The 24,001-nt window shown below is 69.6% G+C and carries 23 protein-coding genes; 9 read left to right on the top strand and 14 right to left on the bottom strand.

From position 1 onward, the window contains the following. Positions 1 to 13 precede the first annotated feature (13 nt). The 5 genes from AABM41_08645 to AABM41_08625 all read right to left on the bottom strand — a co-directional run bounded on the left by AABM41_08645 (position 14) and on the right by AABM41_08625 (position 5,784). Positions 14 to 1,147, bottom strand: coding sequence for a SpoIID/LytB domain-containing protein (locus tag AABM41_08645; protein ID MEK6192376.1), 1,134 nt, complete (start codon positions 1,145 to 1,147; stop codon positions 14 to 16). An 83-nt stretch (positions 1,148 to 1,230) separates the two neighbouring features. After that, positions 1,231 to 2,103, bottom strand: a complete 873-nt coding sequence (locus tag AABM41_08640; GenBank protein MEK6192375.1) for a 5'-3' exonuclease H3TH domain-containing protein — start codon at positions 2,101 to 2,103, stop codon at positions 1,231 to 1,233. Between the two features lie 5 nt (positions 2,104 to 2,108). Then, the gene (locus AABM41_08635) at positions 2,109 to 3,725 is read right to left on the bottom strand and encodes a methylmalonyl-CoA mutase family protein (protein MEK6192374.1); all 1,617 of its coding nucleotides are present in this window, start codon (positions 3,723 to 3,725) and stop codon (positions 2,109 to 2,111) included. Between the two features lie 58 nt (positions 3,726 to 3,783). After that, positions 3,784 to 5,052, bottom strand: a complete 1,269-nt coding sequence (locus AABM41_08630; protein MEK6192373.1) for a Glu/Leu/Phe/Val dehydrogenase — start codon at positions 5,050 to 5,052, stop codon at positions 3,784 to 3,786. Between the two features lie 90 nt (positions 5,053 to 5,142). Next, the gene (locus AABM41_08625; protein MEK6192372.1) at positions 5,143 to 5,784 is read right to left on the bottom strand and encodes a hypothetical protein; all 642 of its coding nucleotides are present in this window, start codon (positions 5,782 to 5,784) and stop codon (positions 5,143 to 5,145) included. Positions 5,785 to 5,976: 192 nt separating this feature from the next. Here AABM41_08625 and AABM41_08620 point away from each other — a divergent pair, with 192 nt between their 5' ends. Beyond that, complete coding sequence (locus AABM41_08620) at positions 5,977 to 6,933, top strand: phosphotriesterase-related protein (GenBank protein MEK6192371.1); 957 nt, start codon at positions 5,977 to 5,979, stop codon at positions 6,931 to 6,933. A gap of 51 nt (positions 6,934 to 6,984) precedes the next feature. Beyond that, entirely contained in the window at positions 6,985 to 7,188 is a 204-nt protein-coding gene (locus AABM41_08615; GenBank protein ID MEK6192370.1) for a dodecin family protein, read from the top strand. Here the strand turns inward: AABM41_08615 and AABM41_08610 are convergent. The 8 genes from AABM41_08610 to AABM41_08575 all read right to left on the bottom strand — a co-directional run bounded on the left by AABM41_08610 (position 7,185) and on the right by AABM41_08575 (position 14,513). After that, a complete protein-coding gene (locus tag AABM41_08610; protein MEK6192369.1) occupies positions 7,185 to 7,778 on the bottom strand; it encodes a hypothetical protein in 594 nt (197 codons plus the stop codon). The two genes, AABM41_08615 and AABM41_08610, sit on opposite strands and share 4 nt — an antisense overlap. A gap of 237 nt (positions 7,779 to 8,015) precedes the next feature. Next, complete coding sequence (locus tag AABM41_08605; protein MEK6192368.1) at positions 8,016 to 9,704, bottom strand: TPM domain-containing protein; 1,689 nt, start codon at positions 9,702 to 9,704, stop codon at positions 8,016 to 8,018. Further along, complete coding sequence (locus tag AABM41_08600) at positions 9,701 to 10,177, bottom strand: hypothetical protein (GenBank protein MEK6192367.1); 477 nt, start codon at positions 10,175 to 10,177, stop codon at positions 9,701 to 9,703. Before AABM41_08600 ends, AABM41_08605 begins: the two co-directional genes overlap by 4 nt. Beyond that, positions 10,174 to 10,809, bottom strand: coding sequence for a DUF1684 domain-containing protein (locus AABM41_08595; protein MEK6192366.1), 636 nt, complete (start codon positions 10,807 to 10,809; stop codon positions 10,174 to 10,176). Before AABM41_08595 ends, AABM41_08600 begins: the two co-directional genes overlap by 4 nt. Before the next feature lie 93 nt (positions 10,810 to 10,902). Next, complete coding sequence (locus tag AABM41_08590) at positions 10,903 to 11,847, bottom strand: ABC transporter substrate-binding protein (protein ID MEK6192365.1); 945 nt, start codon at positions 11,845 to 11,847, stop codon at positions 10,903 to 10,905. A gap of 104 nt (positions 11,848 to 11,951) precedes the next feature. Continuing rightward, positions 11,952 to 12,671 carry an ABC transporter permease gene (locus AABM41_08585; protein ID MEK6192364.1) on the bottom strand — a complete coding sequence of 240 codons (720 nt, stop codon included), beginning with the start codon at positions 12,669 to 12,671 and terminating at the stop codon, positions 11,952 to 11,954. Between the two features lie 4 nt (positions 12,672 to 12,675). Continuing rightward, positions 12,676 to 13,344, bottom strand: a complete 669-nt coding sequence (locus AABM41_08580; protein ID MEK6192363.1) for an ABC transporter permease — start codon at positions 13,342 to 13,344, stop codon at positions 12,676 to 12,678. After that, on the bottom strand, positions 13,341 to 14,513 hold the full coding sequence (locus AABM41_08575) for an ATP-binding cassette domain-containing protein (GenBank protein MEK6192362.1): 1,173 nt from the start codon (positions 14,511 to 14,513) through the stop codon (positions 13,341 to 13,343). Before AABM41_08575 ends, AABM41_08580 begins: the two co-directional genes overlap by 4 nt. 33 nt (positions 14,514 to 14,546) lie before the next feature. Here AABM41_08575 and AABM41_08570 point away from each other — a divergent pair, with 33 nt between their 5' ends. Then, the gene (locus AABM41_08570; protein ID MEK6192361.1) at positions 14,547 to 16,829 is read left to right on the top strand and encodes a hypothetical protein; all 2,283 of its coding nucleotides are present in this window, start codon (positions 14,547 to 14,549) and stop codon (positions 16,827 to 16,829) included. On the opposite strand, the gene AABM41_08565 is transcribed toward AABM41_08570, so the two are convergent. Beyond that, the gene (locus tag AABM41_08565) at positions 16,801 to 18,813 is read right to left on the bottom strand and encodes a hypothetical protein (protein MEK6192360.1); all 2,013 of its coding nucleotides are present in this window, start codon (positions 18,811 to 18,813) and stop codon (positions 16,801 to 16,803) included. The two genes, AABM41_08570 and AABM41_08565, sit on opposite strands and share 29 nt — an antisense overlap. 86 nt (positions 18,814 to 18,899) lie before the next feature. On the opposite strand from AABM41_08565, the gene folE reads away from it, so the two are divergent. The 6 genes from folE to AABM41_08535 are packed head-to-tail and all read left to right on the top strand — an operon-like array spanning position 18,900 to position 23,974. Beyond that, positions 18,900 to 19,481 carry a GTP cyclohydrolase I FolE gene (gene folE / locus AABM41_08560; protein MEK6192359.1) on the top strand — a complete coding sequence of 194 codons (582 nt, stop codon included), beginning with the start codon at positions 18,900 to 18,902 and terminating at the stop codon, positions 19,479 to 19,481. 16 nt (positions 19,482 to 19,497) lie between these two features. Beyond that, the gene (locus AABM41_08555) at positions 19,498 to 19,821 is read left to right on the top strand and encodes a 4a-hydroxytetrahydrobiopterin dehydratase (protein MEK6192358.1); all 324 of its coding nucleotides are present in this window, start codon (positions 19,498 to 19,500) and stop codon (positions 19,819 to 19,821) included. Continuing rightward, a complete protein-coding gene (locus AABM41_08550) occupies positions 19,818 to 20,234 on the top strand; it encodes a cobalamin B12-binding domain-containing protein (protein ID MEK6192357.1) in 417 nt (138 codons plus the stop codon). Before AABM41_08555 ends, AABM41_08550 begins: the two co-directional genes overlap by 4 nt. Then, positions 20,227 to 21,138, top strand: coding sequence for a methylmalonyl Co-A mutase-associated GTPase MeaB (gene meaB, locus AABM41_08545; GenBank protein MEK6192356.1), 912 nt, complete (start codon positions 20,227 to 20,229; stop codon positions 21,136 to 21,138). The genes AABM41_08550 and meaB overlap by 8 nt, the downstream gene beginning before the upstream one ends. A 24-nt stretch (positions 21,139 to 21,162) precedes the next feature. After that, positions 21,163 to 22,035 carry a 3-hydroxyacyl-CoA dehydrogenase NAD-binding domain-containing protein gene (locus tag AABM41_08540; GenBank protein ID MEK6192355.1) on the top strand — a complete coding sequence of 291 codons (873 nt, stop codon included), beginning with the start codon at positions 21,163 to 21,165 and terminating at the stop codon, positions 22,033 to 22,035. A gap of 22 nt (positions 22,036 to 22,057) precedes the next feature. Beyond that, on the top strand, positions 22,058 to 23,974 hold the full coding sequence (locus tag AABM41_08535; protein MEK6192354.1) for a long-chain fatty acid--CoA ligase: 1,917 nt from the start codon (positions 22,058 to 22,060) through the stop codon (positions 23,972 to 23,974). The last annotated feature ends 27 nt before the right edge of the window (positions 23,975 to 24,001 follow it).

Raw genomic sequence — 24,001 nt, 5'->3', positions numbered from 1 at the left:
GGGCGCGTTCGGCCTAGCGACCGATGACGGCGGGAAGCTCCACCGATGGCGCGGCCATTCCCGGGTCGGAACGCCCGACGAACAACGGGATGGCCAGCCGGACGGCCAGGTCGCGAATCGCCGCCGCCGCCAGGGCGCGGAACATCGGAGACTCGTGGGTCGCCGCCGGACCTGGCGACACCGGCCGGCGGAGCGATGGCGCCGGCGGGGATGCTCCCTGGCTGGGTGCGGCCGAGGCAGCGACCGCGACCGTCACCTCCCCCGGGTTGATCGCCGGCGGTGGCGGGGGAGTGGACTGACCGACGATGCCCGATTGCCCGCCGCCGGGGTTGCCACCCGGGGTCGGGGCCGGGGCCGGAGTTGGCGCGGCTGTGGGTGCGGGTGTGGGCAGGGGCGTGGGCTGAGGCGCGGCCGTGGGGGCCGGCGGCCCGGTGGGTGGCAGGCTTGGCACGGGGGACGGGGTCGGTGGGGCGGTCGGGGAAGGGGTCGGGATGGGTGTGGGTACCGGCGTTGGCGCGGGCGGCGGTGGCGGGGCATCGGTCACCGTCCAGTTGGGGTAGTAGTACGTGAGCAGGATCTGGGCCGCGCTCAGACCGGCCAGGCCGCAGGCCTGGGTGCCCCCCTGGTACATCCGCCAGCCGTTGGCGTTGGCGCCGCAGGCCTCATTCGCCGCGCCAGCGTTGTAATAGGTCGGGTAGACGCTTCCGTTCTTCAGGGCCCTGGTACCCCAGGTGGCGTCGACGGCCGCCGCAGCGCTGGTCCAGGTCGGCTGGGCCGGGTTGTAGACCTGGTCCCGGGTGTCGTCGTAGACGTCGAAGCAGGCGCCCTCTGCGTTGGTCAGGCCGCGCCAATGGAGAACGTGGTACCAGGCGTACATCTTCACCGCCACCCCGCCGGAGCGCAGCGATTCGGTCGTCCACCAACCGATCCACTCGCGGCTCAGGACGTTCTTGGCGTAGACCTTGAAGTCGACCGTGTCGACCGCTCCGGTGGCAGCCCGAAACACGCGGATGGTGGGGGGCGGGGTCGCCTCGCTGGTCCAACCACTGCACGAGGATGCGGTCGCAGGAGCGATCTGCCCCGGGAACCCGCTGCCCAGGAGGGTGGCCGCGGCCAGCAGCGACGCCGCCAAAGCACGGCGCGGCATCGCCTCCCACGGTATCGGCGGGCTGTGCCGGGGTCAGCCGGGTCAAAGGTCCGGGCTCCGAGGCGGCGAGGGTACCGATCCGATCAGGCCCAGCGGTGGACGCGCCCCGGAACCGACTCGAAGCCGAACTCCGCGCACAGGGCCAGGAATGGCTTGCGCGGCACGCCGCGCCAAGCGAGGTCGGCCAGCGTGCCGGGAGCATCCGAATCGGTGCCCAGGATGGCCAGCCGGCGGTACAGCAGGGCCTCGTCCCGGTGCTGGCGCAGGGTCGAGGCCAACCGTCCCGTCCCGCGCACGTCGACTTCCCAGGTCAGCGGATCGTCGGGGATGGACTCCAGGTGCTCCCAGCGGGCCAAGACCGCGGCCGCGCTCCGGGCGCCCCAGCCGGGGAGGCCCGGATAGCCGTCGGAGCTGTCGCCGACGAGGGCCAGGTAGTCGGGGATGCTGGTGGGGCGGACACCGAACTTGGAGACCACCCCTGCCTCGTCGTAGGTGATCTTGCGCATCCGGTCGCGGAGGACGATCCGCTCCCCGCGGACGCACTGGGCAAGATCCTTGTCCACGCTGCAGATCACGATCCGCTCGACCCCAGGGTCGGTCGCCAGTCGGGCGGTCACCGTGGCCAGGGCGTCGTCGGCCTCATCCTCGACCATGGCCCAGCAGGTGATGCCCAGGGCCTGGATGGCCCGCTCGGCATCGGCGAATTGGGCCAGCAGATCGCGCGGGACCCCGGCGCTGGATTTGTAGCCCGGATACACGTCATTGCGCCAGCTTTCGATGACGTGGTCGGTGGCGGCGCCGACGTGGGTCACGTCCGGTTCGCGCAGCAGGCTGAGCAGGGAGTCGACCAGGCCGCGGACGGCGTTGACCGGCCGGCCATCCGGACCGCGCTCAGCCGGCCGGGAGTGGTAGGCGCGGAACAGCTCGAAGGTGGCGTCGACGAGGTGAACGTCCACGGCGCTTAGACGGCCAGCGGCTCGCGGTACTCCCCAAAGACACCGCGTAGAACGCCGCACATCTCGCCGATGGTGGCGTAGGCCTCGACCGCCTCGACGATAGCCGGCATGAGATTGACGGCCGGTCGGGCCGCCTCCTCCTGCAACCGGGTCACGGCCCGCGCATGCGCGTCCGCGTCGCGCTCGGCCCGGACCCGCGCCAACCGGTCCAGGTGGCGCCGCTCCATGTCCTGAGTGATCTCGAGCAGCGGGACGCCCAGCTCCTCGTCGCGGTCGACGTACCGGGTGACCCCCACGATCTGGTGCTCCCCGTCCTCCAGGGCGCGGCTCTGGACATAAGCCGCGTCCGCGACCTCGGCCTGCGGGAACCCATCCTCCACGGCCCGCAGCATGCCCCCCATGTCGTCGATGCGCCGGATGTAGTCCCAGGCCGCGGCCTCGGTCTGGTTGGTGAGTGCCTCCACGAAGTACGAGCCCCCCAACGGGTCCACCGTGTTCGCTACCCCCGACTCCTCGGCCAGGATCTGCTGCTGGCGCAGGGCGAGCAGGGCGGCCGCTTCCGAGGGAACTGCCCACGCCTCGTCGTACGCATCGGTATGCAGCGACTGCGTGCCACCCAGGACCGCGGCCAGGGCCTGGATCGCGACCCGGGTCAGGTTGTTCAGCGGCTGCTGGGCCGTCAGCGACACGCCCGCGGTCTGGGTGTGGAACCGCATCCAGGTCGAGCGCTCGTTCTCGGCGCCGAAGCGCTCGACGCACAACCGGTGCCACATCCGGCGCGCGGCCCGGAACTTCGCGACCTCCTCGAAGAAGTCGTTGTGGCTGTTGAAGAAGAACGACAGGCGGGGCGCAAAGTCGTCGAAGCGCAGTCCGCGGGCCAGGGCGTCCTCCACGTACGCGATCCCGTCGGCGATCGTGAACGCCAGCTCCTGGACCGCCGTCGAGCCGGCCTCCCGGATGTGGTAGCCGCTGATGCTGATCGTGTTCCAGCGCGGCATCTCGCGGGTCCCGAACTCGACCGTGTCGGTGACCAGGCGCAGCGAGGGGGCGGGCGGGAAGATGTACTCCTTCTGGGCGATGAACTCCTTGAGGATGTCGTTCTGGAGCGTTCCGGTGAGCTCGGCCCGGGGGACGCCTACCTTCTCGGCGGCGACCAGGTACATGGCCCAGATCATGGCCGCCGGCGAGTTGATGGTCATCGAGGTGCTGATCTCGCCGATCGGCAGCCCCGACAACAGGATCTCCATGTCGGCCAGGCTGCTGACCGCCACGCCGCAGGTCCCGAACTCGCCCGCGGCGTGCGGGTCGTCGTGGTCGTATCCGTACAGAGTCGGCATGTCGTACGCGATGGACAGACCGGTCCCCCCCTCCGCGATGAGGCGCCGGAAGCGGGCATTCGTATCTTCGGCCGCGCCGAAGCCAGCGAACATCCGCATCGTCCACAGCCGCCCCCGATGGCCGGTGGCGTGGATACCCCGAGTGAACGGTGGCTGGCCTGGCTCGCCCAGGTCGCGCGCGGGATCCCAATCGGGCAGGTCGGCAGCGGTGTAGACGCGCTTGATCTCGACCCCCGACTGGGTCGTGAAGCGTGGCTTGCGCTCGGAGCCCGGTCCTTCGCTCACGCGGTCATCTTCGAGGCTGGCTCGGCGAGCGGCAACTCCGCGACGTCGCCACCCACTCCTACGGGTAAAGGCCGCGAAGGGTGGTTGCCGCCGCCGTACGGCCCACGGCCACCATCAGCGCGGCCGTCCGGAGGTCCGTGTGGTGCTGATCGGCAGCCGACATCACCGCAAGGGCCGCGTCATCCATCACCCGGTCGAGCTCAGCGGCCACTTCGGCATCGGTCCAGAAGAAGGACTGCAGATCCTGGACCCATTCGAAGTAGCCAACCACGAAGCCGCCCGCGGTGCCCAGGATGTCGGGGATGACGGTGACCCCCTTGTCGCGCAGGATGCGATCCGCCTCCGGCGTGGTCGGCCCGTTTGCGGCCTCGGCCACGATCCGGGCCTGGATGGTGGGTGCATTGGCCCGCGTGATCTGGTGCGAGAGGCCGGCGCTGATCAGGATCTCGCACGGCTCCCCGAAGATCTCGCGGCGGTCCACGGCTTCGGCGCCCCGCAGCTCGTCGATCGTGTCCCGCTCGGCCATGTGTGCGACGGCCGCCGGGATGGCAATGCCGCCGGCATTGCGGACCGCGTGGCGGTCGTCGGCCAGGGCCACGACCCGGGCGCCGGCCGCGGCCAGCATCTCGGCCAGGATGGTGCCCACCCGCCCGAAGCCCTGCACCACGACGCGCGCCCCGTCCAGTGCCACCGCGTGCTGGCCGGCCACGGCCTGGATGGTCCGCAGCGCCCCGCGGCTGACGGCCTCCCGCTGTCCGCGCGAGCCGCCGATGGACGGAGGCTTGCCGGTCACCACGCCGCGGATCGTGTAGCCGCGATGCATCGAGAAGGTGTCCATCATCCAGGCCATGGTCTGCTCGTCGGTGTTGACGTCCGGCATGGGGATGTCCTGGCTGGGACCGATGAGGGGGCTGATCTCGGTCGTGTAACGGCGCGTCAGGCCCTCCCGTTCGTGGGCGGACAGCTTCTTGGGGTTGATCACCACCCCGCCAAAGGCGCCGCCGTACGGGATCTCGACCAGGGCCGCTTTCCACGTGTTCCACATCGCGTTGGCGCGGACGATGTCCAGGGTCAGGTCGGCGGTGTAGCGCACGCCACCGGTGGAGGGTCCGCGGTTGATGTTGTGGTGGACGCGCCAGCCGGTGACCGCCTCCACGTGGCCATCATCGAAGCGCACGGGAAAGTGGACCTCCAGCTCGCGCTTCGGGACGCGCAGGACGCGGTGCATCCCGTCGTCCAGGCCCAGGCGCTCGGCCACGGCGTCCAGCTCGGCTTGGGCGCCCGCCCACAGCTGGGCGCCGTTGTCGGTGGGCCGGTCGGCGGTCATCGGCGGAAGATCACAGAACCAGTGTGGGCGCCTCGGCGGCGGACCGCCGGGCGCCCACGAGCGGTGTCGTGTGCGGGGTGGACGGAATCGCTAGAGTTTCTCGTCCTCATCGCGCACGGCCGTCTCGCCGCCGGTCGACGTCTCGCCGCCGGTCGACGTCCCGGTCGAGCTACCCCAGGAGCTCGATGCTGGCGGGCTCATGGCCGGCGATTCGACTGGCTGTTCGCTCATAGGCGGCGGGCTCTTGGCCGGCGGTTCGGCCAGCGGAGCCGATGCCGCAGCGGCAGATCCTCCGCCGCCCATGCCAAAGGCCCCCATGACCGCGTCCATCATGCCGCCAGAAGTCGACTGTCCGAAGGCGGCGCGGACGGCGGGCGTGGTCAGGTAGTAGATGACTGCCAGGTCGATGGCGACCGAGATAGCCGCGCTGGCAATGCCGCCGCTGTAACCGAGGGGGATCTGGATGATCGTGATCACTGCCCCGATAACCATCAGGATGATGCCCCATCGCCACGCGGACGGCCGCAGCTGCCAGAAGCCCCAACCGATCCAGAGGGCCAGCGCTCCCCAGACCAACGCATAGATTCCGAAGAAGACCGCCAGTCCTCCGTACCCGGCACCTGCCAGGAAGCCACCGAGACCCAGCAGGGCAAGAGCGCCGAGTATCGAGAGGATGCCTCCTACAAACGCCAGGATAGCGAGGATGGTGACCCCCGTTGGCCGCTGGTTCATGGCTCCACGGACCTCCAATGGTGTGGGCCGTCAGACTTGGGCGGCCGTCCGGGGTGTTGTAGCACTTGCCGATGCTCCGGGGTAGCCCTTTTGCGCGCCTCGGGCGCGGAGTGGCAACATGGTCGCGCCAACCTTCACCGAGACGTCGGCGGCTCGCTGATCCCGACCGACGCCCCCAACCGAGGTACCGCCATGGCCCCCCGGGTGATGACCGTTTCTGGACCGATCCCCGCGGAGCGAGTCGGGTTTGCCCTCCCCCACGAGCACACCAAGATCTCGCTGTGGCATGTCCCGGGGCGGTTCGACTATTGGGAGCTGGCCGCCGACGAGCTGACGGTGGCCGAGGAGCTACGCGACTTTCGGCGCCGAGGCGGACATACGCTGGTCGATCTCACGCTGCCCGGCATCGGCCGCGATCCAGATCGTCTGCGGCGGCTGGCAAACCGCACCGGCGTTCAGATCGTGATGGGATGTGGCTGGTACCACGCGCCGTACTACCCGGTTGAGGCCGGGATCGATCGGCGCACCGTGGACGACCTGGCCGACGAGCTGGTGGGCGAGTTCGAACAGGGGGTCGGTGCGACGGGCGTCCGGCCCGGCATCATCGGCGAGATCGGAACGGACAAGCCCTGGGTCAGCGCCATCGAGGAGCGGGTGCACCGGGCAGCCGCCCGCGCCGCCCAGCGAACGGGAATGGCGATCACCACCCATGGCGTCCAGTCCGCGGTTGGCCGCGCGCAGCTGCAGATCTTCCTGGACGAGGGAGTTGATCCGCAGCGGGTCGTGATCGGTCACGCCGACTCGTGGCCGGACCTCGATCACTACCTCGCCATCCTCGAGCGTGGCGCGAACCTCGAGTTCGATTTTCTCGGTCATCGGTTCGACCCGGTGGACGAGCCACGCGAGCCGCGGATCGTGGAGCTGCTGGTCGAGTTGCTGGACCGCGGTTTTGGCGCCCAGATCCTGCTCAGCCAGGACGTCTGCCATGACATGCAGCTCAAGGTGAATGGCGGCTTTGGGTACACCTACCTCCAGCAGCATTTCCTGCCGGCGCTCCGGACGGCGGCCGTCGGGGAGGGCGAGCTGGAGCGGATGACGGTCGAGAACCCGGCCCGCATCCTGACCATCGCCGAGCCCGGGTCGGGCTAGACTCGGGTCGGCCAAGACCAGGCGCCAGTGTCTGTGCAGGAGGATTGACCAATGTCGGTTGCCAGGGTTACCGAGCTCAGCTGCACCTCGAATGAAAGCTTCGAGGACGCGGTGCGGCAGGGCATCGCCCGCGCGCGGCGCACCCTGCGGGGTGTCAAAAGCGCGTGGATCAAAGAAATGAGGGTCAGCGTCGGCGCGGATGGGGAACTGGAGTTCCAGGTCAATATCCTGGTGACGTTCGTCCTGGAGGACTAGCCGGCGAGGCCGATCTTTCCCTCGCCGCGCGTGAATCGGCTCCGATAGCGGGGGTTCGAGACTCGGACGCTGACCGCGGTCGCGTCCAACGGCTTGCCGCTGCGAGGCGGTGCGTAGATGCCGCGGGCGATCACAGCCTCCGCCAGCTCGCCCGCACTCAGCGGTCCGCGCTCGGCCAGAACGGCCGCGATCTCCTCGTGCAACGGGACCGCCGGGTTCTTGCCCCGGGCGCGCTTGACCTTCCTCGTCGCGGACGGGGTGGATGCGGACTTCGGCGGGCGGCCGCGCCGCCGGGGCGGCGCCGGTTCAGCCATCACCGGATCGGCCGTGGCCGCGGCGCTCGTTGTGCCACTGGCGGCCGGAGTGGCGTCGCGGGACGCCAGCCCGTCGACGCGCCGGGCCAATGCTTCGATTCGATCGTTCAACGACTCGAGCACCGGCCCGACGTCGATGGGTGACGGAGCCCCGCGGCGCTCGGCGTCGAGCCGCTCGGTGACCCACAGCGTCACCAGCTCCCCGGGGCGCACCCCGGCCTCCGAGGCGAGGGCTCGCAGGGTGCCCAGGTGCCGCGGGTCGAGGCGAATCGACATCGCTCCCTCGTCGGGGCCGCCGGGTCGCGGGGGTCGGGGTCCGGAGTCGAATGGCGGGCGCGGCCCGGACTGGAAGGGAGGCCGTCCGCGGCGCGGGCCTGGCCGGTCAGTGGGCCGATAGCGGTCGGGGCCCGGCCGACGGTCGTCTGGCCGCCGGGGGCGGCGGTCGCGGTCATATGTCATGCGACCACGATACCCAAAGTTTGAAAAACGCGCCACTCAGTTTGTAATGCGCGCCTAGAAGCCGCCGCTGGCGCCCCCGCCTCCGCCGCCTCCGCCGCCACCGAAGCCTCCGCCGCTGGACGACGACGGGGCGGACCCGATGCTGCCCACGGTCCCCAACATGCCTCCGATGTCGGGGATGCCCGACCCCGAGAAGAGGCCTCCGCCGCCATCGCCGGCGCCCGACGCGGTAGACGAGCCCAACCACATCGGGTAATAGGCGCCCGAGGACTGGCTCATGGCCCGGGTCTGTGGGTCGGCCATCTCACGGGCCAGGACCTCGCCCACCTCCTGGTGCAATCCGAGTGCCACGCCCCACACCACGGCCTTGTCGGGCGTGTCGGCCAGCACCCGCACAGTCGGATCCTGCACCACCTCGGCCATGGACCTCGCCTGCTCCAGGGTCTTCTCGAGAGTGCGGCGGTAAGCCTTCAGCATGGCCTCCACGTACGCTCCGTTCGGCGTTCGCTTGGACATCTGAGTGCCGAAGGCCCCCGTCACCAATCCTCCGGCGACGAGCGCGCCTCCAACCAGGGTCAGCCCGCTCATCGGGATCGTGTTGCCCAGGAAGATGGCTCCGACGCCGACGGCGGCCTCAACGACCCCGATGAACACCCAGCGGGTGATTTCCGGGGTCGGGAGGCGGGTCAGCCACCCCAGGCGGACCGCCTCCTGCTCGAGCTGACGCTTCATGGGATCGAGCGCCTGGTTGACCCCCCACAGCGCTTCCCGGCGCAGTGACCGCTCGGACCCGCCGCGGACCACAAGCTCGCGGTAGGCCTCACCCAGTGGGCCCGACGGCGGTGGCCGGTCGACTGGCGGGTCCAGCACGTCCAGGGCTGGATCGGTCAGGGGATCCGGATTGTCGGTGGACTTGACCTCCTTGGCTCGATCCAGGTTCCGGAACCGGATGAGGCCGCCGCCAGCGAGCTCCACGAGGAGTGTGCGCAGGGCGTTCGATCCGGCCCGCCCCTCACGGAGGACCGTCGCCAGCGGCGGAGTCATTTCGGCGGGCGGCCCGGCCATCAGCACCGACGGCGAATCGACGAGCTCCGGATCATCCCCGTGACGGCGCCAGGCGACCAACGCCGTCCCGCCGGTCAGGACCAAGGCCAGGATCCCGCCCGGGATGCCGATGAGGGCATTGACCTGGCGGTACGTCTGCAGCCGCTCGGTGGCCGCAGGCGTCACGGCGGCGTCAACCACGTCCAGGGCAGCCATCAGGCCGGCCCCCACCTGCCCCGCGCGAAAGTCGGGCGCCATGTCCTGATTGATGAGCCGCTCCTGGTCATCGACCGACAGGTACGCGGCCTTGAAGCCGCTTCCGGCGTAGGTGCTGATCACCCCGTGGACCAGGTCCTCTTCGAAGCTCACCAGGATCACGAATCCATCGTCGTATCCGGCGCGGCCGACGCCCCACTCGTTCATCAGGCCCTCAGCCAAGGCGAGATTGGTCTCGAAGTCCTGGCTCGGGTCGACCTGGAGGTAGATGGCGGCCTCCGCTCCGCTCCGCGCCTCGAGGGCATCGATCCGCTCTTCCAGGGCCGCCTCCGCCCCGGCGTCCAGCACCCCCGCTTCGTCGTACACCGCCTGGTCGAACACCGGGTCGGGGAACGGTGACGTGTTGGTGCCGATGAGCTGGGACACCACGAGCCCCGCAACCACGATGCCGCCAAGGACGATGACGAGAACGCGGACCATCATTGGCATCGCACCATGACCCGGGACGGGTTGGCGGTCAAACCCGGGATCTGGGCGTCGAAGGGAACGGAGCCACCGGCCGGCACCTGCGGCGACAGGGCCACCGTCCGCGCCACGGGGCTGCCGGCTCCGTTCACGGCGGTCAGCTCACACCGAGCGCGCCCCGCCCGCGATCCCTGGTTGTTGACCTGCAGCGTCACCACGACCGATGCCTCGGCCACAGGCCCCACCGCCAGCACGTCACTGGTGAACGGCCCGACCCCACCAACCAGGATCGAGGCCACGACGCCCATGGCGACGACCGAGCCCACGACCGCCACCGCCACCGTACCGTGCATCTGGGTCGCGGCCGGCGCCGTCATGCCGGCGCGGTTGCAGACGTCGCACATCGTCTGCTGGAGGTCAATCGGGCGTCCGCATTTCAGGCACCGCCCAGGCGTGCCGAAGGCGGGAAGCTCGCCCGGCGCCTGGCTCATGGCAGACGGTCGTCCAAGCGGGTGTCGAGCCGCTCACCGGCCTGGATGGCCACGGCGAGCCAGTTGTCGCGCGGCGCCAGCGGGCAGCTCCACCGGGGGTCGTACGTGCACGAAGGGTGGTACGCGTAATTGAAGTCCAGCACCAGCCGATCCCCTTCTGACCCGAGGTCGGCGCCCTTGACCGAGTCCCACAGGTAGCGGCCGCCGCCGTACGTGTCCGTCCCGCTGGTCGCGTCGCGGAATGGGATGAAGATGCCGCCCCCGTATCCCGCCAGCCAGTAGACCCCCAGGCGCTGGACCGACCCGGTCACTTCGAAGGGCACCCACCCGATCCGGCTAAATGCGAACGGGTTGCCGGTGGACACCGGCAGGTCGAGTGGCGGCGCCTCCGGATCGGGCTCCAGGGTAACCGTCAGCCGGAGCGCCGGGTCGTGCGGCCAGTAGGCGAGCCCGCTGAAAGCCGGGCGCTCGGCCGCGGGGATCGGTGATTGGGGATGGTTGCGGAACAGCTCGTCCTTCACGCCGCGGAATACCTCCAGGTTATCCGGGCCTGGATCCGCGTCGGCGCGCAGCTCGGCGTACAGGGCCGATACCCGCCGTCTCCAGTCAGCGAGATCGAGGCGCTCGTTCATCGGCGACCCATCGCTGATCCATCGTTACAAGCATAAAGGTGGCCGGCCTCGCGGCCGGCCACCATCGGTCTGGGGTTGCTCTGAGCGCAGCCGTCAGATCAGCCCGCGGTCCTCCAACCAGGCCTGGGCCACCTCCGCCAGGTCCTGGAGCTCGACGCTGACCAGGAGATTGAGCTCGCTCAGCTCGTCGGTGGTCAATTCCGCCGAGATGGCGTTCAAGGTGGACTCCAGCAGGTCACCCCCGGCGGCCGCCAGCTCTTCCGTCACCACGGGGGCCAGGTTTTGAGCCGGGTTCAAGCCCAGGTCGTCCACCAGGACAGCGAAGTTGTACTGCGCGATCGCCGCCTGCGTGGTGCACACCCGCGCGACCTGGATCGCATTTGCGTTGAGCGCCTCGGCCATGGCCGCGCTGCAGGCTCCCAGGTTTTCGACCCGGGGGATGGTGTTGATGTCGATGCCGTACACGTCTCGCAAGCCGATCTCGCACAGGTCTCGGCCAGCACACTCGGAGGGCACGCCCCAGGTGAACTGGTCGGCGATCGGCGCGATGTCGCTCATCGTCTCCAGGTCGAACTCCTGGGCCGTCTCGGCGGTCACCGCAAACCCGTCGTAATCCTGCCCGAGCGAGAAGTTGAAGGCTGCCAGGCCGCGGTCCGCCAGAGCGGCATCCAGGTTGGAAAACGTGACCGCGGGGTCGGCGTCCGCGGTCGCCCCGAGCGCCGCAGTCAGGGAACCGATGTACTCCGGCATGAGGTTCAGCTCGCCACTCTCCAGGGCCGGCAGGGTCGTCTCCCGGGTCCCGAAGAACAGGTGGCGATCGACGGGGAATCCCGCGGCCTCCAGGGCCTGGGCGTAGATCTCGGCCACGATGGCCGACTCGTCGAAGTCGGCCGAGCCGACGATGACGGTGGGGAGTTCCGCGGGTGTCGAAGGTGCGCCGGAACTCGTGCTTGGGCTGCTGCCGTCACCCGGCTGGCAGGCACTGAGCAGCAGCGCCAGCGCAGTCGCCCCGACGGCGAGCATGCGGATCTTCCGCATTGGGTCCTCCTCTGTGGTTCTCGATCGGTTCGCGCCGACCCGGGCTCGCCCAGCGCGTGCCCGCCCGCGGAGTCTAGCAGTTACCACCGTTCGCCGGACGGCGGTTATTGGGCGAGGCCGGCTCCCGTCTCGGGAAGGCGGGCGGAGGCGCCCCGCAAGCCCGGTGACACGGCGGAGCGCTGGGCAAGCGCGAACAGCACCTCGCTGGTCAAGGCCAGGGTCATGACCAGCAGGGCGCCGCCGAACATGCGGGGGTAATCCTGGCGGGCGAAGCCGTCGACGATGTAGCGGCCCAGGCCGCCGGTGGACAGGATGGCCCCCAGGGTGGCGGTGGCGATGACCTGGATCGACGCGGTCCGGACCCCGGCCAGGATGACCGGCAGCGCGATGGGCAGCTCCACTCGACGCAGGACCTGGGACTCGCGCATCCCCATTCCACGGGCCGCCTCGACCAGGTCCGGTTCGACGTCGCGGATGCCCACGTAGGCGTTCAGGACGATGGGCGGGATCGCCAGCACCGTCAGCGCCAGGAGCGTGGGAGGCACCCCGATGCCCCAGCCCAGCTGAAGGGTGAGCGGCAGGGCGAGACCGAGGATCCCCACCGATGGGACCGCCCGCCCCACGTTGGCGATGGCGACCACGGCCCCGGCCCAGCGCCGGGTGTGGCCGATAAACAGTCCCAAGGGCAGGGCGATGGCCAGCCCCGCCAGGAGGGAGACGCCCGACAGGGCCAGGTGCTCGCCAACCCGGGCCGGGATGGCGTCGCGGCCAGACCAGCTGGCCGGGTCGGTGAACCAGGCGGCCACTTCGGCGAGGAAGTCCATCCCGTCAGCCCTCCCCGGATCCGGCGCGCGCCCAGGGCGTCAGAGCCCGTTCAGCGAGCACCAGGCCGCGATCGGCAAGCACGGCCAGCACGACGGACAGGCCGACGCCCACCAGGATGGCGGTTGGGAAGAAGCGATTGATGCCGATGGTGATGATCACAAATCCCAGTCCGCCCTGGCCGATGAGGGCGGTCACGGCCACCAGCCCGATGGTGGTCACGGTCGCGATCCGGATGCCCGCGATGATGACCGGGGTGGCCAATGGAAGCTGGACACGCCACAGCTGCTGGATGCGGGTATGACCCATCCCCGTCGCCGCCTCCACGATCTCGGGCGCGACGCCGTCGAGTCCGGCCAGCCCGTTGCGGATGAGGATCAGCAGCGTGTAGCTGACGAGCGCGATCTCGGCCGTGACGAGCCCGATGCCGGTGACCGGGATCAGGAGGCCGAACAGGGCGAGACTGGGGATGGCGTACAGGATGCCGGCGAAGCCAACGACCGGGCCGATGAGCCGCCGGCGGCGATGGATGAGCAGGGTCACGGGAAACGCGATGAGGACGCCAAACCCGACACCGATGAGGGTCAGCACCACGTGCTCCCCGGTGCGCTGGGCCAGCATGTCCAGGTTGTCGAGGACCCAGTCCAGGCGGAAGAAGGGCGCCTCCTCTGTCATGGCGGCGGGCTCCCGGCGCTGTCCTGCAGGGTCCGTGAAATGGCGGCCACGCTGATGACCCCCAGCACCGCGTCGTGCTCGTCCACCACCACGCCCAACTGGACCGAGGAGACCAGCATGGCCGACAACGCGTCGCGCAGGGTCGACTCGGGTTGGAGGAGTGTGGATCCGGGGACGGCCATGGCCGCGTCGACCATGCCGTCGCCGGCAAGGTCGTGGGCCGCGATCCAGCCCAGCGGCCGCTGTCGGGCGTCGGTGACCAGGGCCCACGTGGTCCCATCCGGCAGTTGCCGGCGAGCCGCGGCGAAGGACTCGCCGACGGCGACCGTAACCGGCGATTCGAGCGGGAGATCGCGGACGCGAGCCAGGGACAGGCGCTTCAGTCCGCGGTCAGCGCCCACGAAGTGCTCGACGAACGGACTGGCCGGGGCGGCCAGCAGGCGATCGGGGCTGTCGTACTGGGCCAGCACGCCTCCGACCTGGAGGATCGCGATCCGGTCAGCCATCTTGATCGCCTCGTCCACGTCGTGGGTGACAAACACGATCGTCTTGCGCAGCCGCGCCTGCAGACGGAGGAACTCGTTCTGGAGCCGCTCGCGGCGGATTGGATCCACCGCGCCGAACGGCTCGTCCATGAGCAGGACGCTGGGGTCGGCGGCCATCGCCCGGGCCACTCCCACCCGCTGGCGCTCGCCGCCGGACAGGACCGCTGGATAGCGGGACCGATAGGCGCCCGGATCGAGCCCGACCAGTTCCAGCAACTCTTCCACCCGTTCCGTGATTCGGGCCTCGCTCCAACCCAGCAGGCGCGGGACGACGGCCACGTTCTCGGCGACCGTCAGATGAGGGAAGAGCCCCACCTGCTGGATGACATAGCCGATCCGTCGGCGCAGGTCGACCGACGGCAGGGACGCGACATCAGCCCCATCAATCGTGACCCGACCCGAGGTCGGCTCGACCAGGCGGTTGACCATCTTCATGGTCGTCGTCTTGCCGCACCCCGACGGGCCGACCAGCACGCAGATCTCCCCGGCGCGGATCTCGAGCGAGAGGTCGGTCACCGCAGGCGGGCCGTTCCCGTAGCGCTTCGTGACGTGCTCGAACGCGACGACCGAGCCAGTGGCGACCGGAGTGGCTCCGGACACGCGGTCGCTGGGCGAGGGGTTCACCCCGGCCATGATACGGGGCATGATTTGGCTCAGTTGCTTGCACGCCAGATGGACGCCCTGACCGAACGTGTCGCGGGAGCTCGTGGGGCTCCCTTGATCCTGCTGGCGCTGGTCATGGTCAGCGCGGCAGGGGCGGTCCTCGCGGCTCGCATCAGCTTCGGGGCCGAGGGGTGGCTCTGGAACCTCGACATGCCGAAGATCCACTACCCGCTGGCGGCTTTCTTCCACGACGCGCTCGAGTCAGGAGATCTACCGCTGTGGGAAGAGCAACTCGGCCTCGGGTTCCCGCTGTACGCCGAAGGACAGATCGGCGCGTTCTATCCACCCAACTGGGTGATCTTTCGATTCGACCCACTCGTCGCCCTCGACCTGACTCGGCTCGTGCACCTGACCCTGGCGGGCACCGGTGCCGGACTCCTCGCCCTGCGGGTGGCCGGCTCGCGGCCTGGTGCCGTGCTCGCGGCACTCATCGTCGTTCTGTGCGGCGCGATCGTGACCAAGCTCGAGTGGTGGAACCTCGTGGCGGCCTACGGCTGGATGCCCTGGGTCTTGCTGCCTCTGGCGGGTCGGGCGGCACCGCGGCGTGGCGAAGTTGTGTTGGCCGGCGTGCTGTGGGGCATCCAGGCGCTGGCGGGGCATCCGCAAACCTGGCTGTTGACCGGACTGGCGGCCTTGCTGCTCCTGCTCCGCCGGCCGTGGGCACCATCCCTCGGCCGCGCGATCGGTTTTGGGGCGTTGGGCGTGGCGGTGGGCGCCGTGCAGCTGATCCCGACCGCAATCCTGGTCGGTCTTTCCAACCGGGCCGGCGGCATGCAACCCAACGAGCTGTTCGGGAATGCGACGACCCCGTTCGACGTCCTCGGCCTCGGCTTCGTGAACGCGTTCCTGCGCGCGTCCGGCGGGGAGTGGGATTACGCGACCTCGTGGTACCCCGATGGCCACTTCACCCTGCTGAATGCCGGCTTCTACGTCGGCCTCCCGGTGCTGGCCCTGGCCGGAATAGGCGCTTCTACTCGACGCGCCAGACGATGGTTGCTGCTGTCGGGGGTCATGCTCGCCATCCCCATCGTCGCCGCGTTTCAACCCTCCCTTTGGGAGGAGCTGCCGGTGCTGAACGGGCTCCGCTCGCCGGTTCGGTCATACATGGTCGTGTCGGTCGCGATCGGAGTCCTGGCCGCGATTGGGATATCGCGCCTGGGGCGCAGTCGCTGGGGATCGGTCTGGGGATTGGCGGCCGTCGCCATCCCCGTGGTGGCCTATTTCCTCGCCACGATCCTGGCGTTCGCCTTCGGCGACGTGTTCAACCAGCTCATAGTCATGTCCTCGTGGACGATGGACCCGAGGGAAGCCGACGAGGCCCGGCGCTTGGCTCAGCTGGCCTTGACCAGCCCCTGGCCACTGTACTTCGAGCTCGCGCTCGGCCTCGGCGCCGCGGTGGTCATCAGTCGCCCCCGATCGCGTCGCATCGTGGCTGCGGCGGTGTTCCTGGCGGTCCTTCCCCTTGCCCTGTTGTCTCCCGTCGTCAATCCGCTGCGGCCGCTTGGCGAGTTCTCGCATGCCTGGTCGGACTACGTGAAGAGGCTCCAGGCCGAGCAGCCCCATCGGGTGCTGACTATCGATGCGCCGGGCTGGTACCCGGGCATGCCCGACCAGCTGGCGGCCGCCGGCGTGCCGGACATCGGGATGTTCACCTCGCTCAACTTTGCCGCGGTAGAGGAGCTCACCCAGCGGCTGCGATCGAATGATCCAGGCGGAACGCTCCGGCGTGCCGTCGGCATCGATGTGACTGTGACGTTCGGTCGGTCGTGTCCCGGCTGGATCCTTGCTCACGCCAACGACGGCGATGCGTACCTGTGCAGTGTTCCCGGCACCACGACGCCGCCGTACTGGCTCCCCGGAGCGGCGGTCCGACCGGAGTTCTTAAGCGATGGTTCTCTGCGGGCCGACATCGACGCGGCCGCCGCTGTTGCCGCCGCCGTCCCGGTCCAGACGGTGATGGACTCGATGTTGCGCCACGAGGCGCTGGTGGAGGCGCCCGCACCAGGATGGGTGTGGTTCGACCGCGCCTGGTGGCCGGGTTGGCGAATGACCATCGATGGGCGTGACACGCCGGTGTATGAAGCCCTGGGTGGTCAGCTCGTCGTGGTGCCCGCCGGGCGCCACCGCCTGGTTGCCGAGCTCACCCTGTGGGACGTTCAGCTGGGTATGGCCATTGGGCTGGTTGGTCTGGGCCTCGGCGTGGGATGGGTGTGGCTACCCCGACGGAGGCGAGCCCGCGCCCGGAAGCTTACGGCGGCAGAAGGCGGAAGATCCTGACTGTCGAATTGGCGTAGACCTCGTCGAAGAGGTCGCTGGCGGCAAAGCCCACGGGCGCCCTGCACGTAGGCCCATCTTCGGGAATGACGTAATCGGCGCCGAACTGGCGCATCAAGGTCGCCGAGGCGTTGGCGTCCCCCCCGCATCGGATGGCATGAACTGCCGCCTCGCGCGGGTACGGGTCGTAGCCCAGGTTGGCGATATACGGCCCATAGCTGGTGAGCCGCAACCGTCCCGCTGGATCGGTCGGCGCGATGATCCAGTCATCGGTCACGAAGACCGCCCGCTCGGGCGTGTGAGCGCCGATCCACGTAGCCGCCGCAAGCTGGTCGGTGGTCAGCAGGAAGTTCTGCGAGAACGCGGTGTGGACCGATGCCAGCACGGGGGAGACGAGACTCAAGGCCAGCGCTCCCACAACGACCAGTCGGCCGGCGCGGGCGAGGAGCCAGCCGGCCAGGATCGCCACCGCGATCCACATGGCTTGGAAGTATTTGTTCATGTCGAACGAGACGAAGCTCACCTGCACCACGTTCGGGATGAGGAACAGGATCGCGACCCATAACGCCAGGAAAGCGCGGGCGGGGGTCTGCCGCAGGGCGAGCGCCAGTAAGGCCAGTGCGAACGGGACGCCTAGGTTGGTGACATAGAAGAAGACGACCGCGCCCGGCCCATCGGCCACCGGCGTCATCGGCCAGACCGCCACGAGCCGAAGCCATCCGGAACCGGTGGCCTGGCCAAAGGCGGCCGCCGCGAACGGAAGCGCCGCCACGTACGGGGCCGCGAAGAGGAGGACGTGACGGGGGGCGGAGCGGTCGAAGAGGCGCCCGCCGACGAGCACCCAGATGAGGACGAGCAGGGGCAGGACCGGGAACAAGAAGAAGTGGTACGGCGCCAGCAGCGCGCCGCCCAACCCGGACAGGAAGGTGAGGCGCGGGTGATCCGCGAAGCCGAGTTTACGGCGCCGCATGGCGGGCAGCCCGGCCACCATGAGCACGACGGCCCCCACCAGGAGGGGCAGGCCGGCGGTCGTAGCCCTGTGAACGAGAAGGCCGGTGGTCATGACCGATGGGATCGAGAAGTACGGCCACTCGGTCAGCCACTGGTTGTCATAGGTGTTGGTCATGAGCAGATCCCACGGAGCCCCCTGGCCGTTGGCCAGGTCACCGAACAGCCGCATCCAACCCAGCCCCCCGCCGAGCACCATCAGGAGCACGGCCAAAAACGCGGTACGGCGAGCGGACCAGTCACGGACGATCGCCAGCGCCAGTCCATGCACGACCAGGGCCAGCGATCCCGCCAGCAGCGCGGACTGGACCACGAACGCCGGGACCGCGAAGAGTCCCGCCGCTTCGGCCAGCAGCGCGGCATGGAAGTCGGCGAACCAGTGGTAGATGAGCGGTTCGCCGGCGAAGAACGGGACCTGCGGAGGGAAGTTCCCGGCGTTCACCGATTGCGCGATCGAGAGGTGGACACCGAGGTCACTCCAGTTCGACCCTCCGACGCTGACACCGCCTGGATAGACCTGCCAGATGCCGCTGGCCAGGACTGCGCCCACCCAGACCGTGGTACCGCAGCCGAGCAGCAGGCCGCCCGCGTGCCGGGCCGCGACCCGCCGGACTCGCGAGACCGCGGCGGCCGGCCAGGACCGCGGACCTGTCGTGGCGCGCCATGCCGCGAGCGGCACCGGAACGGCGAGGATCGCAGCCGCGGCAAAGACGACCTCCCGCCCGTAACCGCCGAGGAGGATGGCCAGCCACCAGCTCAGGTGGGCGGAGACCGCCACCGAGAGAACGACCGCCAACCCCAGCCGGCCAGTGGCGGAGATCCGGGCTCCGCTGCGGCATCCCCAGGCCACCAGCGCCCAGCCGGGGACGACCAACAGGAACGGCCACACCGTGAGGATTGCCAGCGACGGCCAGATCCAGCCCGCCAGGAGGCCGATCCCGACCGCGCCGGCGGCGAAGGTCGCGCGCAGGGCGCTCATCCAATGATCACGACCTGACGATAACGCGGCCCCCAAGAGCGGGCCAGCCCGGCCGGTTCTCCATGATCGGCTGCTAGGATCGGCCCATGGACCCCGATGCGCCGACATCTCCACTCGAGGCGGCGGTGCGGACCCTCCTGGCCGAGATCGGCGAGGACCCCGACCGCGACGGTCTGCGCGGCACGCCGGGTCGGGTGCGGCGCACCCTGGAGCAGCTGACCGCAGGGTATCGGACTGACCCCGAGACGCTCCTGCAAGGGGCCGCCTTCGACGTCGACTACGACGAGATGGTTGTCGTCCGCGACATCGAGCTGTACTCCCTGTGCGAACACCACCTAATCCCGTTCTTTGGTCGCGCCCACGTCGGATACCTGCCGCGGGGCACGGTCATCGGTCTGTCGAAGATCCCGCGTGTGGTCGACCTGTTCGCCCACCGACTCCAGATCCAGGAGCGGATGACCCAGCAGATCGCCGATTTCCTGATGACCCGCCTGGAACCCAAGGGGGTGGGGGTCGTGCTCGAGACGACCCACCTGTGCATCGCCATGCGTGGGGTGCGCCGGCCCGGGGCGACCATGGTCACCTCCGCCATGCTCGGCACATTCCGCAGCGACCCCAAGACCCGGGCCGAGTTCTTGACCTTCATCGGTCGCTCGTCCGAGCGGTAGGCCGACCGCCGAACCGATGCCGTACGCCCCGCTGCTGTCCTCCGACGAGATCGACGACGCAATCCGGGCCCTGCCTGAATGGGAGCGCGAGGGAGAGACCCTGGTCCGGACGGTCCGTTGCCCATCCTTCCGGGACGCGATGGCCCTCGTCAACGCAGTGGCCGATGCCGCCGAGGCGGCCGATCACCATCCCGATATCGACATCCGCTGGCGACGGGTCACGTTTCGACTCACCACTAAGGCCGCCGGGGGCTTGACCGGGCGTGACGTCGACATGGCGGCCACGATCGACGGGCTCGTGCCGGCCGATGCGACCGGACTAGAATCGCCGGGCCGATGACCGCCGACGCGTCCGCCCGCCCGATCCGCGTCCTGCTCGCCAAGCCCGGCCTGGACGGTCACGATCGGGGAGCCAAGGTGCTGGCGCGGGGCCTACGCGACGAGGGGTTCGAGGTCATCTACACCGGCCTGCGCCAGACCCCAGAGATGGTGGCCGATGCCGCCGAGCAGGAGGACGTCGACGTGGTCGGCCTGTCCATTCTGTCCGGTGCCCATATGACCCTGCTGCCGCGGATCGTGGAGCTCGTCCGAGGGAAGGGACTTGACGACGTGCTGGTGGCGGCCGGCGGGATCATCCCCGACGCCGATGTCGCCAAGCTCAAGGCGGCCGGAGTGGCGGAGGTTTTCGGCCCGGGGACGACCATCGGCCAAGTGGCGGCCTACTTCCGGGAGCACGCCCGTCGGCGTGCCTGAGCTGGCGGAGCGGCTGCGCGACGCCCAGGCCGGCGACCGCCGGGCGCTGGCCCGGCTGCTGACCGATCTCGAGGACGGGGCGCTGCCGCCGTCCGAGCTGGGAGCCCTCATCGCCGCCGGACGCGACGCGCACCTGGTCGGGATCACCGGCCCTCCGGGGAGCGGCAAGTCGACCCTCGTCAATGCCCTGATCGCGGCCTGGCGGAGCCGCGGCCGGCGGGTGGGCGTCATCGCCGTGGATCCCAGCTCCCCAATGACCGGCGGCGCGATCATGGGTGACCGGATCCGGATGATGGACCACGTCGCCGATGACGGCGTGTTCGTGCGTTCGATGGCCTCACGGGGCGCGCTGGGCGGGCTGGCGGCCACGACCTGGCTGGCGGCTGCCGCCCTGGATGCGGCCGGCTACGACCCGGTGGTCATCGAGACCGTGGGCGCCGGGCAGTCCGAGGTCGAGATCGCGACTCTTGCCGAGACGACGGTCGTGGTCGAGGTTCCCGAGATGGGCGACGAGGTGCAGGCCATCAAGGCCGGGCTGCTGGAAATCGCCGACGTGATCGTGGTCAACAAGGGGGATCGGCCCGGCGCCGACCGAGCCGCCCGGCAACTACGGGCCATGCTTTCCACCGCGGGCGGCCGCGTGTCGCGCCCGGCGCCGCCGGTGCTCGTCTCCATCGCAATCGCCGGCGACGGCGTCGAGCCGCTGCGCGAGGCGATCGAAGCCCATCGCGCGGGCCGCACGCCCGAGCAGGTCCGCACCCGCGCCGGGGAGCTGCTGCGCCGGGCGGTGGCCGCCCGCGCGTACGAGCGAGCGGCTCGCTCAGCGGACTGGGCAGCGGCCGTGACGGCCGTGGCCGAGCGACGCGAGGATCCGTTCAGTGCCGCCGACCGTCTGCTCGGCTGACGGCGGCTGCTAGGCTTTCGCGCCATGAGCCTGGACCGGGTCTACGTCCTCGGCGCTGGCTTGATGGGCCACGGCATCGCCCAGGTCAGTGCCGCGGCCGGCAAGGCCGTCACCCTCGCCGACCGGACGGAGGACCTGGCGGCCAAGGGGCGGCAGCAGATCGCCGGCAATCTGGCTCGCCAGGTCGAGAAGGGCAAGCTCGAACCGGCGGCCGCGGACGCGGTCCTGGGCCGCGTGGAGACCGGGGTGGGTGTCGAAGGAGCCGGCGGCCACGACCTCGTCATCGAGGCGGTGTTCGAGGACGAGGCCCTCAAGCGCGAGAGCTGGGCCGCCATCACCGACGTCGCCGACGCGGGCGCGATCTTTGCCACCAACACCTCGTCCATCAGCATCACCGCCCTGGCCACCGCCACCGATCGGCCGGATCGGTTCATCGGTCTCCACTTCTTCTCGCCGGTCCCGGTCATGGGCCTGATCGAGATCATCCGCGGCCTGGAGACCGCAGACGCGACCGCCGCCGCCTGCCACGAGTTCGCCGGCCAGCTCGGCAAGACCGTCATCGAGAGCCACGACTACCCGGGCTTCATCGTCAACCGCATGCTGGCCCCGTTCATCAACGAGGCGGTCTTCGCCCTCATGGACGGGACGGGCACGGCCGAGGCAATCGACAACGGAGCGCGCTTGGGGCTGAACCATCCGATCGGCCCACTCGAGCTGTCTGACTTTGTCGGCAACGACGTGATGCTGAGCATCCTCGATGTCCTGTATCGCGGCTTCGGCGACCCGAAGTTCCGGGCCGCCCCGCTGCTGCGCCAGATGGTGGCGGCCGGACACCTGGGCCGAAAATCGGGCCGTGGCTTCTATCGGTACGACGAGCAGGGACATAAGATCGCCTGACCCCGGAGGAGAGGAGACATCGATGACGACTGCGGTACCCGCTGCGCCCGTGGCGCCCGAGCCCCCCGCGGTGGCTGGGCGACGCATGTGGAACGAAGTCGAGCCGCTGCTGATGCCCGACGACCAGAAGGCCCGCAACGTGGTGGACCTCATCTATCGGTCGGTTGAGCGCCTGCCCGACAAGGAGGCCCTGCGCTGGAAGCTGCCGAAGGACGGCGGCTGGGTGAGCCGGACCTACGCCGAGTTCTGGGACTGGGTGACGCGGGTCTCGGTGGGCCTCCAGGGCCTGGGCATCGCCGACGGCGCCACCATTTGCATCATGTCCCGCACCCGCCCCGAGTGGCTGGTCGCGGATGTGGCGGGCCTGGCTCTCGGTGCGGTCACCTGCCCGATCTATCCCCAGACCGAGCCTGGGCAGGCGGCATTCATCATCAACAACGTGGGGGCCAGCCTGATCTTCGTCGAGAATGCCCAGCTCGCCAACAAGATCGAATCCATCCGTGCCCAGTGCCCGACCCTGCGCAACATCGTGACCTTCGATTCAGCCGGCAAGTTTCCTGCGGGGACGCTGACCCTCGAGGATTTGGCCACGCACAAGGCGGATGTGGCCCAGCGGGAGGCCTGGGAGGCGGGCTGGCGGGCCATCCCGCGCGAGCACCTGATGACGATCATTCACACCTCGGGGACGACCGCCAACCCGAAGGGGGCGATGCTCACCCATGCCGGCGTCCTGTACAACTACGAGGCCGCGGTCCAGATCGTCGACTTCTACGAGACCGACCTGTTCCTGTCCTGGCTACCGCTGTCCCACATCTTCGAGCGACTGACCGGGGAGATCATTCCCCTGGCCCACGGGTCCACCGTCGCATACGCGGAACCGCTCATCGAGCGCCTGGCCGACAACATGGTCGAGGTCCGGCCCACCGTGATGGCTGCCGTCCCGCGCTTCTACGAGCGGGTCTACGGTCGGGTCCTGGCTTCGGTCGAGGCCTCGCCGCCGCTGCGGCGTCGCATCTTCCACTGGGGGATCGGTGTCGGGCGCAAGCGGTACCTGAACCACCTGGCCGGCAAGGCCGATGGGTTGGGGCTGAAGATCCAGCACGCCATCGCCGACCGCCTCGTCTATCACAAGGTCAAGGCTCGGACCGGTGGCCGAGTCCGCTACTTCGTGTCCGGCTCCGCGCCGCTGTCGCGCGAGGTCGGCGAGTTCTTCTACTCGCTCGGCATCCTCATCCTCGAGGGGTATGGCCTGTCTGAGACCAGCCCGCTGGTCAGCATCAACCGCCCGGGCGACTTCGTGTTCGGGACCGTCGGCCGCCCATCGCCGGCGACCGAGGTCCGGATCGACCTGGAGACCGGGGAGATCCAGGTCCGCGGACCGCAGATCATGGTCGGGTATCTCAACCAGCCCGAGGAGACGGCCAAGGCCATCGATCCCGATGGATGGTTCCACACCGGCGACATCGGAGAGCTGGATGCGATCGGGCGCATCACGATCACCGATCGGCTCAAGAACATCATCGTCCTGGCCAACGGCAAGAACGTGTCGCCGGGTCCCATGGAGGCGGCACTCTCAGCCAGCAAGTACATCGCCCAGGCGGTCATCCTGGGAGACCGTCAGCCCTACACCGGGGCTCTCATCGCGCCCAACTTCGACGAGCTGGGTCCGTGGGCCGAGGCCAATGGGTTGGGCGGCATGCCGCCCGAGAAGCTGGTCGCGGAGAAGGCCGTCCGCCAACTCATCGAGGGAGACGTGCGGGACCTGCTCGAGGATTTCGCCGTCTTTGAGCGCCCCCGGCGCGTCGCGCTGCTGCCCCGCGCCCTGTCCGAGGAGAACGGGGAGCTGACCCCGACCCTGAAGACCAAGCTGCGGGTGGTCGAGGAGAACTGGCCGACCCAGATCGATCGGCTGTTCGAGGACGAGGGCACCCCGGCCTGAGCCGATTCGACCCTGGGAATGGCTTTC

Source organism: Chloroflexota bacterium (assembly GCA_038040195.1).
Lineage (GTDB): Bacteria > Chloroflexota > Limnocylindria > QHBO01 > QHBO01 > DASTEQ01.
Note: the sequence above shows the minus strand (reverse complement) of the source record. Positions and strands in the feature narration are given on the sequence as shown.

Excerpts from the sequence above, each read along its gene's own strand:
- AABM41_08645 (MEK6192376.1), bottom strand. The coding sequence starts at position 1,147 with ATGCCGCGCCGTGCTTTGGCGGCGTCGCTGCTGGCCGCGGCCACCCTC.
- AABM41_08630 (MEK6192373.1), bottom strand. The coding sequence starts at position 5,052 with ATGACCGCCGACCGGCCCACCGACAACGGCGCCCAGCTGTGGGCGGGC.
- AABM41_08625 (MEK6192372.1), bottom strand. The coding sequence starts at position 5,784 with ATGAACCAGCGGCCAACGGGGGTCACCATCCTCGCTATCCTGGCGTTT.
- AABM41_08620 (MEK6192371.1), top strand. The coding sequence starts at position 5,977 with ATGGCCCCCCGGGTGATGACCGTTTCTGGACCGATCCCCGCGGAGCGA.
- AABM41_08615 (MEK6192370.1), top strand. The coding sequence starts at position 6,985 with ATGTCGGTTGCCAGGGTTACCGAGCTCAGCTGCACCTCGAATGAAAGC.
- AABM41_08610 (MEK6192369.1), bottom strand. The coding sequence starts at position 7,778 with ATGTCGATTCGCCTCGACCCGCGGCACCTGGGCACCCTGCGAGCCCTC.
- AABM41_08605 (MEK6192368.1), bottom strand. The coding sequence starts at position 9,704 with ATGATGGTCCGCGTTCTCGTCATCGTCCTTGGCGGCATCGTGGTTGCG.
- AABM41_08600 (MEK6192367.1), bottom strand. The coding sequence starts at position 10,177 with ATGAGCCAGGCGCCGGGCGAGCTTCCCGCCTTCGGCACGCCTGGGCGG.
- AABM41_08595 (MEK6192366.1), bottom strand. The coding sequence starts at position 10,809 with ATGAACGAGCGCCTCGATCTCGCTGACTGGAGACGGCGGGTATCGGCC.
- AABM41_08590 (MEK6192365.1), bottom strand. The coding sequence starts at position 11,847 with ATGCGGAAGATCCGCATGCTCGCCGTCGGGGCGACTGCGCTGGCGCTG.
- AABM41_08585 (MEK6192364.1), bottom strand. The coding sequence starts at position 12,671 with ATGGACTTCCTCGCCGAAGTGGCCGCCTGGTTCACCGACCCGGCCAGC.
- AABM41_08580 (MEK6192363.1), bottom strand. The coding sequence starts at position 13,344 with ATGACAGAGGAGGCGCCCTTCTTCCGCCTGGACTGGGTCCTCGACAAC.
- AABM41_08565 (MEK6192360.1), bottom strand. The coding sequence starts at position 18,813 with ATGAGCGCCCTGCGCGCGACCTTCGCCGCCGGCGCGGTCGGGATCGGC.
- folE (MEK6192359.1), top strand. The coding sequence starts at position 18,900 with ATGGACCCCGATGCGCCGACATCTCCACTCGAGGCGGCGGTGCGGACC.
- AABM41_08555 (MEK6192358.1), top strand. The coding sequence starts at position 19,498 with ATGCCGTACGCCCCGCTGCTGTCCTCCGACGAGATCGACGACGCAATC.
- AABM41_08550 (MEK6192357.1), top strand. The coding sequence starts at position 19,818 with ATGACCGCCGACGCGTCCGCCCGCCCGATCCGCGTCCTGCTCGCCAAG.
- AABM41_08540 (MEK6192355.1), top strand. The coding sequence starts at position 21,163 with ATGAGCCTGGACCGGGTCTACGTCCTCGGCGCTGGCTTGATGGGCCAC.
- AABM41_08535 (MEK6192354.1), top strand. The coding sequence starts at position 22,058 with ATGACGACTGCGGTACCCGCTGCGCCCGTGGCGCCCGAGCCCCCCGCG.